The sequence below is a fragment of the Nannocystis pusilla genome, from assembly GCF_020073745.1.
Taxonomy (GTDB): domain Bacteria; phylum Myxococcota_A; class Polyangia; order Nannocystales; family Nannocystaceae; genus Nannocystis; species Nannocystis radixulma.
In genome coordinates this window covers 12,014-28,547 of sequence record NZ_JAIRAU010000018.1, presented here as the reverse complement: position 1 = coordinate 28,547, position 16,534 = coordinate 12,014, and the positions used below count along the sequence as shown (strand labels likewise).

9 protein-coding genes are annotated in these 16,534 nt (G+C 73.3%); 5 read left to right on the top strand and 4 right to left on the bottom strand.

The window, feature by feature from the left end; all coding sequences use genetic code 11:
- A partial coding sequence (locus K7C98_RS15100; protein WP_224192357.1) for a TIGR03960 family B12-binding radical SAM protein occupies nt 1-2,691 on the top strand: 2,691 nt, incomplete at its 5' end.
- A gap of 35 nt (nt 2,692-2,726) precedes the next feature.
- Here the strand turns inward: K7C98_RS15100 and K7C98_RS15095 are convergent.
- The 3 genes from K7C98_RS15095 to K7C98_RS15085 form a co-directional block, all read right to left on the bottom strand.
- Entirely contained in the window at nt 2,727-4,031 is a 1,305-nt protein-coding gene (locus K7C98_RS15095) for a mechanosensitive ion channel family protein (RefSeq protein ID WP_224192356.1), read from the bottom strand.
- 171 nt (nt 4,032-4,202) lie between these two features.
- Nucleotides 4,203-4,952, bottom strand: coding sequence for a hypothetical protein (locus K7C98_RS15090; RefSeq protein WP_224192355.1), 750 nt, complete (start codon nt 4,950-4,952; stop codon nt 4,203-4,205).
- A 295-nt stretch (nt 4,953-5,247) separates the two neighbouring features.
- The gene (locus tag K7C98_RS15085; protein WP_224192354.1) at nt 5,248-6,360 is read right to left on the bottom strand and encodes a PDZ domain-containing protein; all 1,113 of its coding nucleotides are present in this window, start codon (nt 6,358-6,360) and stop codon (nt 5,248-5,250) included.
- 181 nt (nt 6,361-6,541) lie between these two features.
- On the opposite strand from K7C98_RS15085, the gene K7C98_RS15080 reads away from it, so the two are divergent.
- From K7C98_RS15080 to K7C98_RS15070, 3 genes are all read left to right on the top strand, one after another.
- Nucleotides 6,542-8,440 carry an AAA family ATPase gene (locus K7C98_RS15080; RefSeq protein WP_224192353.1) on the top strand — a complete coding sequence of 633 codons (1,899 nt, stop codon included), beginning with the start codon at nt 6,542-6,544 and terminating at the stop codon, nt 8,438-8,440.
- 209 nt (nt 8,441-8,649) lie between these two features.
- Nucleotides 8,650-10,503, top strand: coding sequence for a serine/threonine-protein kinase (locus K7C98_RS15075; protein WP_224192352.1), 1,854 nt, complete (start codon nt 8,650-8,652; stop codon nt 10,501-10,503).
- Between the two features lie 373 nt (nt 10,504-10,876).
- Nucleotides 10,877-11,899, top strand: a complete 1,023-nt coding sequence (locus tag K7C98_RS15070) for a cyanophycinase (RefSeq protein WP_224192351.1) — start codon at nt 10,877-10,879, stop codon at nt 11,897-11,899.
- 109 nt (nt 11,900-12,008) lie between these two features.
- Here K7C98_RS15070 and K7C98_RS15065 read toward each other — a convergent pair whose 3' ends face one another.
- Nucleotides 12,009-12,923: a serine/threonine-protein kinase gene (locus K7C98_RS15065; protein WP_224192350.1), complete on the bottom strand. Its 915-nt coding sequence runs from the start codon at nt 12,921-12,923 to the stop codon at nt 12,009-12,011.
- Between the two features lie 157 nt (nt 12,924-13,080).
- On the opposite strand from K7C98_RS15065, the gene pyc reads away from it, so the two are divergent.
- The gene (gene pyc, locus K7C98_RS15060) at nt 13,081-16,530 is read left to right on the top strand and encodes a pyruvate carboxylase (RefSeq protein ID WP_224192349.1); all 3,450 of its coding nucleotides are present in this window, start codon (nt 13,081-13,083) and stop codon (nt 16,528-16,530) included.
- The last annotated feature ends 4 nt before the right edge of the window (nt 16,531-16,534 follow it).

Genomic DNA, 16,534 nt, shown 5'->3' with positions numbered 1-16,534 from the left:
GCCTTCAGCCCGTGGACCGACATGGAGGCCGAGCTACGCGCGCGCGGGCTCCCGCTCGTGAGCCTCGAGACGGCCACCCCGCTGCGTGAGTTCGACGTCGTCGGCTTCAGCCTGCAGTACGAGCTCAGCTACACCAACGTCCTGCTCAACCTCGACCTCGGCGGGATCCCCTTGCGCTCCGCCGACCGCGGCGACGCCGACCCGATCGTCCTCGCCGGCGGGCCCACGGCCACGCACCCCGAGCCGCTGGCGGCCTTCGTCGACCTCTTCCTCGTCGGCGAGGCCGAAGAGGTCCTCCCTGACCTTTTGCGCACGATCGGCCGCATGCGCCGCGAGGGCCGGCCGCGGCGCGAGATCCTCGCCGAGGCCGCGCGCACCCCCGGCATCTACGCCCCGACCTTCTACGCCGTCGAGCGCGACGAGCGGTCGGAGCTGCTGGTCGTCACCGGGCCGACCGACGAGGGCCGCGCCTTCGGCGTGCCCGAGCGGGTCGGCCGCGTCTACGTGCGCGACCTCGATCGCTTCCCCTTCCCCACGCGCTTCCCGATCCCCTACGCCGAGGCGATCTTCGACCGCGCCGCCGTCGAGATCACGCGCGGGTGCACCGAGGGCTGCCGCTTCTGTCAGGCCGGCATCATCTACCGCCCGGTCCGCGAGCGCGACCCCAAGCAGATCGTCAAGGCCGTGCTCGACGGCGTCGACGCGGCCGGCTTCTCCGAGACCAGCCTCACCGCGCTGTCGACCGCCGACGTCTCGTGCATCGACCCGCTGATCAAGGAGCTGGTGCCCGAGCTCAAGCGGCGCAAGATCAAGCTCGGCGTCGCCAGCCTGCGCGCCTACGGCCTCAACGAGGGCCTGCTCGACGAGATCAAGAGCGTCGGCATCAACGGCCTCACCTTCGCGCCCGAGGCCGGCACCCAGCGCATGCGCGACGTCATCAACAAGAACGTCAGCGACGACGACATCCTGACGTCGGCGCGGCGGATCTTCGAGCGCGGCTACGACCGCATCAAGATGTACTTCATCATGGGCCTGCCGACCGAGACCGAGGCCGACGTCGTCGGCATCGCCGAGACCGGCCGCAAGGTCCGCGACGTCGCGCGCGCGCTCAAGCTGGCGCGCATGCCCACCGTCACCGTCAGCGTCTCGCAGCACGTGCCCAAGCCGCACACCCCGTTCCAGTGGGCGGCCATGGATGACCTTTCGGACCTGTCCCAAAAGGTCAACCTGCTGCGGGACCTGGCCCGGCGCTACCGCCTCGAGCTCAAGACCCACTCGCAGACCGAGAGCTGGCTCGAGTGCCTGTTCGCCCGCGGCGACCGCGACATGGGCGAGGTCCTCGGCCACGCCTACGCCGCCGGGGCCCGCTTCGACGGCTGGCGCGAGCGCTTCTCCATGGCCCGCTGGACCGCCGCGATCGCGGCCGTCGGCGTCGACCCGGCCCGCTACACCCGCACGATCGCCGTCGACGCCCGCCTCCCGTGGGACCACATCGACATCGGCCTCGAGCCCGGCTTCCTCGCCGAGGAGTACCGCAAGGCCCTGCGCGGCCGGGCCTCGCCGCCGTGCGGCAAGCCGTTCGGCGCCAAGGTCCACCCGGTCAGCCGCGAGGCCGCCGAGGCCGACGCGCGCCGCCTCGTCTGCTACGACTGCGGGATCGCCTGCGACATGTCCGAGATGCGCAGCGAGCGGCTCGTGTCCCTCGACAACCTCGTCGACATGAAGCACGAGCGGCACGAGCGCGAGGAGCAGGACCGCGAGCGCGAGCGCGCCGCGGCCCCCTCGCTGGTCCCGATCGAGCGGCTGCGCGGCCGCCTCAACCCCAGCAAGCTGGCCGACGACAACGCCTTCAAGGCCGCCGCCGAGGCCCCGTTCACCCGCGTGCGGGTGTTCTTCGCCAAGTCGGGCCCGATGCGCTTCATGGGCCACCTCGACCTCACCCGCGTGCTCCCGCGCATGCTGCGGCGCGCCGGCGTCGAGGCCGCCTTCTCGCGCGGCTTCAACCCCGTCCCGCGCATGTCCTTCGGGCCAGCTCTCGCGCTCGGCGTCGGCGCCCGCGAGGAGGTCGTCGACCTCGACGTCCTGCTGCCCAACTCCGACGCCGACATGGCCGGCCTGTGGAGCGAGGACGACCGCGTGCGCGAGGCCGCGGCCCTGCGCGAGCGGTTCGCCGCCGCCGCGCCGCCCGGCATCGACATCCTCGACGTCCGCGTCCTCGTCCAGGGCGAGCGCCGCCTCGGCGAGCTCGTCGCCGCCGCCGACTACGCCGTCGACCTCGGCCCCGAGCTGGCCGCCGCCGTCGCCGCCGAGCTGCCCGCGCGCCTCGCCGGCCCCCTGCACGTCGAGCGCCCCGGCAAGGCCAGGCCCGGCCGCGGCCTCAAGCGCGCCACCGGCGACGCCACCGCCGTCGACGTCGGCGCCGCCCTCCTCCACGCCGACGTCGACGTCGAGGCCGGCCAGCTGCGCTTCCGCGTCCGCCTCAGCTCCGACGCCCCCGGCGCCCGCCCGCGCGAGGTCGTCCAGGCCCTCGTCGGCGCCGCGATCCCCGACCACAGGCTGACCCGCGAGCGCCTGCTCGCCCGCAGCGGCGACGACCTCGTCAGCCTGCGCGCCCTCGGCCCGACCTTCGCCCCGCGCAAGCCGCGGTCCGAGCCCGAGGCCGAGCCTGAACTCACGGGCATGCTCGCCTAGACATGTCCTGAAGCACCTGCCCCTTCAGACATGTCCTATCGCGCCGCCGGGCGGGCGTCGCCGGCCAGCCGGGCCAGGTCGCTGCCGGCCGGCGCCTGGAACACGCGCAGGCCGAACTCGGGCGCCACGGCCAGCACGTGGTCGAAGATGTCGGCCTGGATCCCCTCGTACGCGACCCATGCGGTGTCGCGGGTGAACACGTAGATCTCGAGCGGCACGCCCTCGGGGGTCGGGTGGAGCTGACGGACGATCCGGATCCGCTCCTGATGGATCCGCGGGTGGGCGCGCAGGTACGCCTCGATGTACGCGCGGAACGTCCCGAGGTTGGTCAGGCGGCGGCCGTTGACCGGCAGGTCGGCGGCGTCGGCCGGCACCGCCGCCCGGTTGTGCGCCTCCACCTCGCGGGTCTTCGCCGCCATATACTCACGCAGCACCACGACGCGGCTCATCCGCTCGATCTCCTCCGGCGTCAAGAAGCGCACCGTGGACACGTCGATGTTGATCGCGCGCTTGATCCGGCGCCCGCCCGCCTCGAACATCCCGCGCCAGTTCTTGAACGAGTTCTCGAGGAACTTGTGCGTCGGGATCACCGTGATCGTCGCGTCCCAGTTCTGCACCTTGACGGTGTTGAGCGAGATGTCGACGACGTCGCCGTCGGCGTCGAACTGCGGCATCTCGAGCCAGTCGCCGACCCGGATCAGGTCGTTGGTCGTCAGCTGGATCCCGGCCACGAACGACAGCAGGGTGTCGCGGAAGATGAGCAGCAGGATCGCCGTCATCGCCCCCAGCCCGCTGAGCAGGTACCACGGCGACTGGTCGAGGAGCGTGGCGATCACCACGATCGCCGCGCCGATATACGCCAGCACCTTGAGGCCCTGCAGGTAGCCCTTGATCGGCCGCCCGAGCGCCTGCGGGTGTCGGGTGTAGATCTCGTTGACGGCCGTCAGCAGCGCCCCGAACGCGCGCACCGCCACCAGCACGATCACGGCCAGCGCCATGCGCTCGACGAACTGCACCAGCCCCGCGTCGAGGCCGACGATCAGCCCGACCCCCCGGCCGATCACCACCACCGGCGCGATCGGCACCAGGCGGGCCAGCACCCCGTGCTTGGCGAGGACATCGTCCCACGAGGTTCGGCTGCGCTGGGCCACGCGGAGCGCCAGCGGCAGGACCACGCGCCGCGCCAGCACCTGCACCGCCAGCGCCGTCGCCAGCACCACGAGTATCCCGCCGCCGGCGTGCAGCTCCGGGATCCCCAGCCACGCGTCGTGCATCACGTCGCCGACGATCTCGAGCCGCCCAGGTTCGGAGTCCTCGCCGCCATCCTCCCCGTCTCGCACGCCGGGACCGTACGAGAGCCCGCGCGCCCGTTTCAACGGCAGCCTAGTTCCGGTAACGCCGCGCGGGCGCCGGCCGCCTCACCGCGCCGCGCGCTTGGAGGCGAGCCTCGCGCCCGCCACCCACGCGTGCGGACATGTCCCTCGAGGCATGTCCTTGCGCGCGAGCGCCCGTCACCGGCTCGAGCCGAACGACGAGCCCCCGTTCTCCGGCTTCTCGTTGATGTCCTCCGCCGACTTGGCCGACACCAGCAGCCCCGCCGCCGCCGCCGCGATCGCCGTCTGCAGCTCCGCCGGCAGGCCCGGGTCGATCCACACGAACTGAGGGTTGAAGATCTGCACCGCCGCGATCGCCGCCCCGCCCGCGTCGCGGATCTCGTAGCCGACCGGCTTGGTGCTCTGGAACGCGCTGTTCGCCAGTCGGTGCACCATCGCGATCGACAGCGTCGTCGTCCCGTCGGTCATCGACCCGCTCAGCGAGTTGGGCCCGTACAGCTTGCCCTGGCTCTTGAGCTCGAGCTGCCACCCGCCGCCGCTCTCCGGCCGCATCGTGCACACCAGCCCCGCGTCGTTGCTGATCGGGAACAGCACCTCCTGAGAGCTCTGGCCGTAGGCGCAGGCCCCGGTCCAGGACGCCGGCGTCCCGCCGACCAGCGAGTACTCGAACTTCTGCTTCGACTGCTGGCGCTCGTAGGGCCCGAGCGACGTGCTCGTATTGGTCTGGAACCCGCCCTTCGTCACCTTCGCGGTGTAACCGGCGAACGTGACCGGCTTGCGGAACGCCGCCCAGGCCGTGCCCTTGACCGGTTGCTCGACCGCCTTGGCCGTCAGCACCGGGTCGAGCTGCATGCGCGCCGAACAGCCGGCGGCGGCGAACGAGAGGGCGAACAGGGTCAGGACGAGGCGCAGCGATACGACGGACATGGGGCGTATGGCGGGAGCGAGGGCCCGCATGAGAGCGACGGTCGCCGAAGCCCGCGATTCGTGCACCGCCCGGCCCCGTGATCCCCGTCACGACCGCTGCCCCGCCCGTGATCCGCCACCATCGCCGCCGCCGCGATCGCCGTGTTTCGCCCCTGCCGCGGCGAGCCCCCACGCGAACCCATCGACGGCCCGGGTGCTCGCCTGCCCATCCGCGTCGTCACCACCGCCGACCGGCGTCAGCGTCACGGGCGGAGCCGCTCCCACGCGAGCACGCAGCCCCGGCCCCGCGCTCCCTTCACCGCAGCGCGATCGACTTGCTCGCGCGCGCCCCGTTGCGCTCGTACGTCACGTTGTAGTTGCGCGTGCTCTCGAGCCCCATGTAGAGCCCCAGCGCCGCCATGTCGTCGTCGAGGCGGGCGCCGTTGACCGACACGATCACGTCGCCCGCGCGGAACCCCAGCGCCGCCACCGTGCTGTTCGGCGTCACCCGGGTCAGCTTGTACCCGCCGCGCGCCGGCGAGATCGACGCCTGGCGCTCGAGCTTGCTCGGGTCGGCGACCGCCGCGTCGAACAGCTTCTTGTCGAGCGTGCAGCTCGACGCCGACGCGCACTGCACTCCCGTCCCGCCCGCGGCGCTGCCCGAGCTGCCCGCGCTCCCGCCCGGCTTCGTCCCCGCGCCCGGCCGCGTCGTCCCGCCCGCCTGCGGCGTCCTGCCGACCTGCGGCGCTCCCCCGCCCTGCGGCCCTCCGACCTGCGGCGTCACCGGCGTCCCGCCGACCTCGCCGTCGCGCGGCCCGAGCGGCAGCCCGCCTTCCTCCGGCGCCGCCGCCACCTGCCCCAGAGGACCTGTCTCCGGGGCGCTGTCCGAAATGACCTGTCCTTGCGCACCTGTCCTCGAGCGCAGCAGCTCCGCCCACGCCAGCCCGCCGGCGATCCGCAGCTCGAGCGAGAAGCCGACCCCGTCGCGCGCGACCGTCACCTGGGCCCCGCGCCCGGCCGCGGCCAGGGCTCCGGCCGCGCGGCCCGGGCTGTCGAGGCGGACCTCGCCGATCGCCTCGATCACGTCGCCCGTGTGCAGCCCGACCAGCGCGTAGGCCGAGCCCGGCATCACCTCGACCAGGCGGTAGCCGACCTGGGCCCCGTTCTCCAGCGCCGGCTCGAACCGGCCCCCGCCGGTCCCGCTCGCCAGCTCCTCGACCGCCAGCGCGGCCACGAACGCGTCGACCTCGTAGCTCGCCTCGTTCTCGCCGCGCCGCCGCACCCCCGCCGCGATCGCGGCCCGCAGCGCCGCCGGGCTGACCACCGCCGGCTCCCCGGCCACCGGTCCCGCCCCGGGGCCCGGTTCGGCGCCGCTCAGGGCCTCACAAGCGACGAGCAGGAGCGCGAACCACGGCGCACGGCGGAGCACCGGTGAACACTACTCGCTGGACCCCGGCCGCACCAACCCGGTCGCGGCGCTCCGTCGCGCGCGGCCGATGCGCACCGGCAGTCCCCCGGCAGATCGCCCGTTATCTGGCCCGGACAACGCGTCCAAGGCGCTCTGGACGAGATCGCGCATGGGTCCTATCGTGTCGGACGGAGGGTCCAGCGTGGTTCACCACAAATTGCGTCGTCTCCGCGTCTACGGCGGCTTCCTCGACAAGCTCGACGTCCGCTTCGCCGACGGCCTGAACTGCATCATCGGCGGTCGCGGCAGCGGCAAGACCACCGTCCTCGAGTTCATCCGCCACGCCCTCGACCGCGCCCCGCGGTCGGGCACCAGCGCCGCCAAGCTGGCCGACGATCGCCTCAAGAACCTCCTCGCCGCCAACCTCGGGGCCAGCGGCTACGTCGAGCTCGAGTTCGAGAGCCAGGAGGGCCTCGTCTACCAGATCCGCCGCGGGGCCCACGACGCGCCGCAGGTCACCGACGCCCACGGCAAGCCGGTCCGGCCCGAGGTCCTCGGCTCGTCCGTCCTCGTCGACGCCGCCATCTTCTCGCACAACCAGATCGAGGACATCGCCCAGAACCCGGTCGCCCAGCGCGAGCTCATCGACCGCCTGTGCGGCCAGCAGAGCCACGCCATCGAGACCCAGCTGGCGCAGACCACCTCGGCCCTGCGCGAGAACGCCCAGCGGGTCATCGCCCTCCACGCCCGCCTGCACGCCGCCCAGCGCGACCTCATCGACCTCTCGAGCTGGGAGAGCAAGCTCGCCGCCGCCAACGCCGCGCTCGGCGAGGGCGGCGTGGCCGACCTGCAGACCGCCGCCGAGCACAAGGCCCTGCGGGAGCAGGAGAAGGCCGCCCTCGACCGCGTCCGCGCCGCGCTCGGCAAGCTGCGCGGCCTGATCGGCGACACCGTCCTGCCGCAGGTGCGCGGGCTGACGGCCGCCATCCCCGACGCCGTCCTCAAAGGTCCCAACGGACATGTCCTCGGGGACCTGTCCCGAGAGATCCAGCGCAAGGTCGCCGAGATCGAGCTCTACGTGTCCTCGCCGCTCGACAAGATCGCCCTGCTCGACCGCTCCGTCGACACCGCCGGGACCGCGCTGGCGGTCGCCCACGCCCCGCAGGAGGCCCGCTACGCCGAGCTCGCGGCCGTCGCCGCCAAGAGCGGGGCCCGCCTGGCCGCCCGCGACGAGGCCGCCCGCGAGGTCCTGCGCCTGTCGGGCAGCAAGGCCGAGCTCCGCGAGCTGCAGGCCGCGCTCGACGAGACCCTGCGGGCCCGCGGCGAGCTGCGAGACGAGCTCACGCGCCTGCGCGGCGATCGTCACGCCCGCCGCAGCGCCGCCGCCGGCAGCGTCAGCGCCCACCTCGGCGGCAAGGTCCGCATCATTTTGGCCGCCGCCGCCGACGTCACCGCCTACCGCGAGTTTTTGGTCGCCGTGATGCGTCGCTCGGGCAAGCAGTACAACGCCCCGATCGAGCGCCTCGTCGCCCAGGTCAGCCCGGTTCAGCTGGGCCAGTTCGTCGACCGCGACGATCACGCGGCCCTGGCCGCCACCGCCGAGATCAACCCCGAGTTCGCCGAATCGCTGCTCAAGGCCCTGCGCGAGGCCCCCGAACGCCGCTTCGAGCTCGACGTGCTCGAGCTCGAGGACATCCCGCGCATCGAGCTGCAGGTCCAGGGCGACTGGCGCAGCTCCGACAAGCTGTCGACCGGGCAGAAGAGCGCCGCCATCTTGCCGATCCTCCTGATGGACAGCGAGGCCCCGCTGCTGGTCGACCAGCCGGAGGACAACCTCGACAACAGCTTCATCACCGACGCCATCATCCCGCAGCTGGCCGCCAGCCGCGGCCGGCGCCAACTCGTCTTCATCACCCACAACCCCAACCTCCCGGTCCTCGGCGAGGCCGCCCAGGTCATCGTCCTCGAGGCCGACGGCCGCAACGCCCGGCAGGTCGCCCAGGGCGGCGTCGAGGCGGTGAAGCAGCACATCTTGCGGCTGATGGAGGGCGGCCGCGAGGCGTTCCGCCAACGCCAGCAGCGCTACGAAGTCGGCCCGTGACCACGCGCGCCGGCGCAGGTTTTTCCAGCCCGTGTCGCCGCGCCTCGCCCCGATTCCCTCACGGTCCCCCGGCCCGGACTCGCCTCACACATCAGCCGGCCGTCACCGACACATCTTCCGCGGACGCCTCGCCGCCGCGGGTCCGTCCGCTCGCGCGGCCACGCGCCCTCCCTTGGACTCACCATTGCCGGTGATATAGTCCGCCGCCGATGGTCGTATCGACGCCGCCGCGGCTCGTCGCGTGTCGCACGTGCGGCGAGAGCTTTCGCGACGACGTCCTGCTGTGCCCCAACGACGGCGTCCCATTGCCGCTCGAGGGTCGCCTGCTCGACGGCAAATTCCGCCTCGACCGGCGGCTCGGCCACGGCGGCATGGCCACGGTGTGGCAGGCCACCAACGAGTTCGTCCAGCGCCCGGTCGCCATCAAGCTGATGCACGCCAGCTACGCCGAGGACGCCGACCTGCTGGCCCGCTTCCGCAACGAGGCCACCGCGGCCGGCCGGATCGGCAGCCCGCACATCTGCGACGTCCTCGACTTCGGTCGCAGCACGATCGGCCCCTACATCGTCATGGAGCTGCTGTCGGGCTGCTCGCTCAGCGACCTGATCGACGCCTACCAGCGCCTGCAGCCCGGCCTCGCGGTGTGGATCCTGCGCCAGGCGCTGGCCGGCCTGCACGCCGCCCACCAGGCCGGCATCATCCACCGCGACCTCAAGCCCGAGAACATCTACCTGTGCCGCGCGATCCGTGATCAGTGGCTGGTCAAGCTCATGGACTTCGGGATCTCGAAGTTCAACGACTCGATCCGCACCGGCGCCGGAACCATGATGGGCTCGCCGAATTACATGGCCCCCGAGCAGATCCACGGCGCCGGCGCCGTCGACCGCCGCGCCGACGTGTGGTCGGTCGGCGCGATCCTCTACGAGGCGCTCGCCGGCCAGCAGGCGTTCGCGCGCGACACCGTCGCCGACTCGCTGGCCGCCGTCCGCGGCTACGACCCGCCCCCCGTCCACACCCTCGTCCCCGAGATCCCGCCCGGCCTGTCCGAGATCGTGGCCCGCTGCCTGCGCAAGCAGCCCGACCAGCGCTGGCCCAGCGCCGCCGCCCTCGCCGAGGCCCTGCTGCCGTTCGAGCGCCCCGGCCCGCGCACCCGCCTGTTGCCCACCACCCCGCTCGGCGGCGCCGCGCAGCTCACCGACACCGCGCCGCGCACCCCCGCCGCCCCGCGCTCGCTCGCCGACGCCGAGCCCGCACCTGTCCCGAACGCCAGGTCCACCGGCGGCCATCCGACTGTCCCGAACGCCAGGTCCACCGGCGGCCATCCGACTGTCCCGAGCGCCAGGTCCACCGGCGGCCACCCGACTGTCCCGAACGCCAGGTCCACCGGCGGCCACCCGGCTGTCCCGAACGCCAGGTCCACCGGCGGCCACCCGGCTGTCCCGAACGCCAGGTCCACCGGCGGCCACCCGACTGTCCCGAGCGCCAGGTCCACCGGCGGTCATCCGGCTGTCCCCAAGGCCAGTTCGTCCGAGACCTCGGGCACCCACCTCCCCCCGCCCAGACCGGGCGCCGCCGGGCCCTCGGGCGCCCACCCCGTCGTCGCCCGGCCCGGTGCCCCCGGCGCGCACGCTCCCCGGACCCTCTCCGGCGCCCATCCTCCCGTCGCCGCCGCGCCCGCGGGCGCTCCCCCGACCGTCGCCAGGCCCGGACCCGCCGGCCCCCAAGCCCCGCGCACCCTCTCCGGCGCCCACCCGGCTGTCCCCAGGACCACCGCCGCCGCCACCTCGGGGGCGCACGCCGCCGTCCCCCAACCTGCCCTCAAGGCCATCTCCGGCGCCCACCCGCCCGCGCTCGCGCGGGGGTCCTCGGGGGCCCACTTGGCCGCCCCGCGGACCGGCGCAGCGCCTGTCCCGAAGACCGCCTCGACCTCACCTGTATCTTCGGCCATCCCGCGCCCTCGCGCCGCCAATCACCCGGCCGCTGCCCCGCACCCGCTGCTGGTGTTCGCGATCCTGGCCGCCATCGGCGTGACCGCGGCCGCGATCGCCTGGTTCGCCCTCTAGCGCCGCCACCGGGGCCATTCGAGCAGCCCTCGCTCGTTCTCCGCCACGCTGGACGCGTGCTCCCTCCTCGCGCCTGGCCAACCTGTCGCGGCCCGGCGCGACGACGACTCGCGCCACGACCGGGCCATTTCGAGCAGCCCCCGCAGCCCGCCAATCTCGCCCCTTGACGCAGAGGACCTCGGCGGGGATACCTCTGCCGATGTCGCCCGCGCGCCGGTTCGGACTCCTGGGGTTGCTCGGACTCGCCGGCTGCCAGGGGGGAGCCGGCGGGTCGACGACCGAGGCGCCGGAGACGACGTCGAGCTCGACGTCGAGCGGGACCTCCAAGCCGACGACCGGTTCGACGAGTACGACGGGACCTGTCACATCGAGCATGACCGATGTGACAGGCTCTTCAGGACAGACGACTACCACGTCGACCACGAGCACGTCCGTCGACACGGGGACCTCGGAGGGCGAGGACCTCCCGCCGCCGAAGCCCGACGCCCTCACCCACTGGGTCACCGGCGATCCGGCCGACGCCGACGTGTCGCCGACCGGCCCGGGGCTGATCCTCATGGGCGGCAGCACCGACGTCGACGCCGCCTTCACCTGGCAGACGCAGTACCTCGCAGGCGGCGACGTGGTGGTGCTGCGGGCCTCCGGGGCCGACGGCTACAACGACTACCTGTTCTCCGCCATCGGCGGCGTCGACTCGGTCGAGACCCTGCGGGTCGACACCCCGGCGCTGGCGCACGAGCCGTACGTCGCGTGGACGATCGCGCACGCGGAGGCGGTGTTCATCGCCGGCGGCGACCAGGCCGTGTACATGACGGCCTGGAAGGACACGCCGGTCGAGGCCGCGCTGATGCACGTGTACGCGCGCGGCGGGGTGATCGGGGGCACGAGCGCGGGGCTCGCGGTGCTCGGCGAGTTCGTCTACGCCGCCTACAACGACTCGGTGATCGAGGACGAGGCGCTCCTCGATCCGTACAACATGTACATGACGATGGACCGCGACTTCCTGGCGTTGCCGCCGCTGGCGGGCGTCGTCACCGACTCGCACTTCACGGCGCGCCGCCGGCTGTGCCGCCTGATCGGCTTCGTGGCGCGGATCGTGGAGGACGGCTGGGCCCCCCAGGTGCTCGGGATCGGGGTCGACAAGGAGACGGCGCTGGTGATCGGCCCCGACCTGGTCGGCGAGGTGCTCGGCGCGGGCGACGTGCACCTGCTGCACAGCAACGGGCCCCCGCAGCTGTGCACGGCCGGGGAGCCGCTCGCGTACGCCGAGCTCGAGTGGTATACGCTCGCGCCCGGGGCGACGGTGACGCTGCCGACGGGCGCGCCCGCGGGGCCGCCCACGCTCCTGTCGGCGACCGACGGCGCGTTGACGCCGGCCTACGACTGCGCGGAGTGACGCAGGCTGGCCCGGGAGACATGTCTATGCGTCAATGTCCCCTTGCACATGGGCTTTCGACCATGTCCATGACGACATGTCTCCCTGACCATCGCACCCCCGGTCGCGCCTAGCGCCCGCCCGGCGTCTTGAAGTCCGCCAGCTCGACCTCGGGGTCGCCGCCGTCGATCGCCACGACCGCGGCCGCGAACTCGCGCACCGACGTGTAGCGGCGGCCGGCCTCGCGGGCCGCCGCCTTGAGCGCCACGTCGAGCTGCGCCGGCGGCAGCTGGGCTCCGCCGTCCTCGCCGCGGTAGGCGCCGTACAGCCCGACGCGCTCGATCGCCGGCGGGGCGCCGCTCGCGCGCGGGCGCTCGCCGGTCAGCAGGTGGATCATCAACACGCCGAGCGCATAGATGTCCGAGAGGACAGTCGGCTGCTCGCCGGCCACCTGTTCGGGCGACATGTACACCGGGAACACGCTCGTCGGCTCGACCACGTCGGCGAGCTCGGGCCGCCAGTCGGGGAACGCCCGCCGGAACGCCCGCGCCAGCCCGAAGCCCATCACCAGCACCCGCCTGCGCGCCTCCGGGTCGCCCTCCATCGGCTCCTCGCAGAAGCAGTTCTCCGGCTTGAGGTCGCCGTGGACCACCAGCTTCGCGTGCGCGAAGGCCAGGCCGCGGCACACGTCGAGCAGCACCGAGCGCGCCTCGGGCCACGACATCGGCCCGCGCGCGGCGATCCGGCTCCCGAGGTCGACCCCCTCGCGCGGGCTCATCGCCTGCAGCACCGTCTGCTCGACGCGGAACGGCAGGTAGCACGAGCCGCCGGTGACGTAGGGGTGCATGACGCGGTCGGCCTGGAGGTCGGCGCGCAACGTCTGCACCGCCGCCTCGTCGCACGTGTACATGCGGCTGAACACGCGCACGTTCGACGCGCGGTGGCCATGGAAGAAGCCGCGATAGATCCGCCCCGTCGCGTTGGCGCAGATCAGGCGCGCGAGCTCGAAGTCGCCGTAGAGGCGCGGCAGCGGCTCCTCGGTCACACCTGCACCATACCGCACCGAGGCCCCCCTGCCGCACCTGCGCGGCTCGCGTACCGCCCGCGCCAGAACGCGCGCGGACCGTGTTCCCCGGCCCCCCCGCCGCACGCTCGCGCCCGTCCCCCCGCGCGTGCGCGAGCTCTGCTATGTCCCTCGCGCCATGCCCGACGCCTCTCGACCGATCCGCAAGCTCCTGTGTGCCAACCGCGGCGAGATCGCGATTCGGGTGTTTCGCGCCGCCACCGAGCTAGGGATCCGCACGGTGGCGATCTTCAGCCACGAAGATCGCGTCCACCTCCACCGCTACAAGGCCGACGAGGCCTACCTCGTCGGCAAGGGCAAGAGCCCCGTCGGCGCCTACCTCGACATCGACGCCATCGTCGCCCTCGCGGTCGCCCACGACGTCGACGCCATCCACCCCGGCTACGGCTTCCTCTCGGAGAAGAGCGCGCTCGCGCGCGCCTGCGCGGCCGCGGGCGTCGCCTTCGTCGGGCCCTCGGCCGCCGCGCTCGAGATCTTCGGCGACAAGACCGCCGCGCGCGGCCTGGCGATCGCCAGCGGCGTCCCGGTGGTCCCCGGCAGCGACGGTCCCGTCCCCGATCTCGCGGCCGCGCGCGCCTTCGCGGCCGCCCACGGCTTCCCGATCATCGTCAAGGCCGCGATGGGCGGCGGCGGGCGCGGCATGCGGGTCGTCCGCCGCGAGGACGAGCTCGACGAGGCGTTCGCCCGCGCCGCCAGCGAGGCCAAGGCCGCCTTCGGCGACGGCACCGTCTTCCTCGAGCGCTTCGTCGGCGCCGCCCGCCACGTCGAGGTCCAGATCCTGGCCGATCGCGCCGGCGAGGTCGTGCACCTGTTCGAGCGCGACTGCTCGGTCCAGCGCCGCCACCAGAAGGTCGTCGAGATGGCGCCCGCGCTCGGCCTGCCCGAAGAGACACGCGCCGGCCTGCACGCCGACGCGCTGAAGCTCGCGCGCGCCGTCGGCTACGAGAACGCCGGCACCGTCGAGTTCCTGGTCGATGAGGCAGGTCGCCACTACTTCATCGAGGTCAACCCGCGGATCCAGGTCGAGCACACCGTCACCGAGGAGATCACCGGCGTCGATCTCGTGCAGGCGCAGATCCAGATCGCCGGCGGCGCCACCCTCGCCGACCTCGGCCTCCATCAGGACGTCATCGTCCCGCGCGGCCACGCGATCCAGTGCCGGATCACCACCGAGGATCCGCGGGCCCAGTTCCGCCCCGACACCGGCCGGATCGAGGCCTACCGCTCGGCCAGCGGCATGGGCATCCGCCTCGACGGCGGCAGCGGCTACTCCGGCGCCGTCATCACGCCGCACTACGACTCGATGCTCGTCAAGGTCACCGCGCGCGGCAACACCTTCGACGCCGCCCGGCACAAGCTGCTGCGCGCCCTCGCCGAGTTCCGGATCCGCGGCGTCAAGACCAACATCCCGTTCCTCCAGAACGTCCTCACCCACCCCAAGTTCGTCGCCGGCGACATCACCACCGGCTTCGTCGACGGCACCCCCGAGCTGTTCGACCTGCCGGCCCGGCGCAACCGCGCCCAGCGGCTGCTCCGCTTCCTCGCCGAGGTCGCCGTCAACGGACCCACCACGCCGTGGGCCACCCAGAACCCGCCCGCCCGCGTCGAGCCCGAGATCCCCGAGACCCGCGCCGACGCCCCGCTCAAGGGCTGGCGCGACCTCCTGCGCGACAAGGGCCCCAGGGCCTTCGCCGCGGCCGTGCGCGCCCACCCCGGCCTGCTCCTCACCGACACCACCTGGCGCGACGCCCACCAGTCGCTGCTCGCCACGCGCGTCCGCACCATCGACCTCCTCGCCATCGCCCCCGCGACCGCCCGCGTGCTCGCGCCCGCCTTCAGCCTCGAGATGTGGGGCGGCGCCACCTTCGACGTCGCCCTCCGTTTCCTCCGCGAAGATCCGTGGGACCGGCTCGAGCGGCTGCGCGCGCTCGTCCCCAACATCCCGTTCCAGATGCTGCTGCGCGGCGCCAACGCCGTCGGCTACACCAACTACCCCGACAACGTGGTGCGCCGGTTCGTCCGCCTGTCGGCCGAGCGCGGCGTCGACGTGTTCCGGATCTTCGACTGCCTCAACTACACCGAGAACCTCAAGCTCGGCATCGACGCCGTCGGCGAGGCCGGCGGCGTGATCGAGGCCGCGCTCTGCTACACCGGCGACGTCGCCGACCCCGGGCGCACCAAGTACTCGCTGCAGTACTACGTCGACCTCGCCGGCAAGCTGGTCGAGATGGGCACGCACGTGCTCGCCATCAAGGACATGGCCGGCCTCCTGCGCCCGCGCGCCGCCACCCTGCTGGTCGAGGCCCTGCGCGCCGCGCATCCCGACGTCCCGATCCACGTCCACACCCACGACACGGCCGGCACCGGCGTCGCCTCGATGCTCGCCGCCGCGGCCGCCGGCGCCGACGTCGTCGACGCCGCCATCACCGCGATGGCCGGCGTCACCTCGCAACCGGCCCTCGGGGCCATCGTCGCCGCGCTCCACGGCAGCGAGCGCGACACCGGCCTGGCGATCGCCGACCTCTCGCCGCTCGGCACCTACTGGGAGCAGGCCCGTTCGCTCTACGCCCCGTTCGAGGCCGGCAACCTCAGCGGCAGCGCCGACGTGTACCTCCACGAGATGCCCGGCGGCCAGCTGACCAACCTGCAGTTCCAGGCCAACGCCCTCGGCCTCGCCTCGCGCTGGCCCGCGATCAAGCGCGCCTACGCGGCCGCCAACCGCCTGCTCGGCGACATCATCAAGGTCACCCCGTCTTCGAAGGTCGTCGGCGACCTGGCGCAGTTCATGGTCCAGAACGACCTCGACGAGGCGCAGGTGCTGGCGCAGGCCGACACCCTGTCGTTCCCCAGCTCGGTCGTCGAGTTCTTCCAGGGCCACCTCGGCCAGCCGCACGGCGGCTTCCCCGAGCCGCTGCGGACCCAGGTGCTGCGCGGGCGTCCCAGCTTCGAGGGCCGCCCCGGCGCCTCGCTGCCCGACCTCGACTTCGACGCCCTCGCCGCCGAGCTCCGCAAGCTCACCACCATGAACCTCCGCGACGTAGACGTCGTCTCGGCCGCGCTCTACCCGGCCGTGTTCCGCGACTACCTGGCGTTCCGGGCCCAGTTCGCCGACGTCGCTCGCCTGCCGACCCGCGCCTTCTTCGCCCCGCTGCCGGTCGGCGAGGAGCTCAGCGTCGAGATCGAGCAGGGCAAGACCCTCATCGTCCGCATGAAGGCGGTCGGCGAGCTCGGCCCCGACGGCCAGCGCGACGTCTTCTTCGAGCTCAACGGCCAGCCGCGCTCGCTGCGGATCCCCGACAAGTCGGCCGTCCAGACCGTCAAGCAGCGCGAGCGCGCCACCCCCGACGACCCCGCCGCCGTCGCCGCGCCGATGCCCGGCGCCGTCACCGAGCTGCGCGCCACCGTCGGCGACCGCGTCCCCGCCGGCGCCGCCCTGGTCGTCCTCTCCGCCATGAAGATGGAGACCGTCGTCGCCGCCCCGCACCCCGGCGTGGTCCGCCGCTTCGCCGTCGCCGTCGGCGACAACCTCGACGCCGGCGACCTCCTGCTGGTCCTCGCCCCGGCCTGAACTT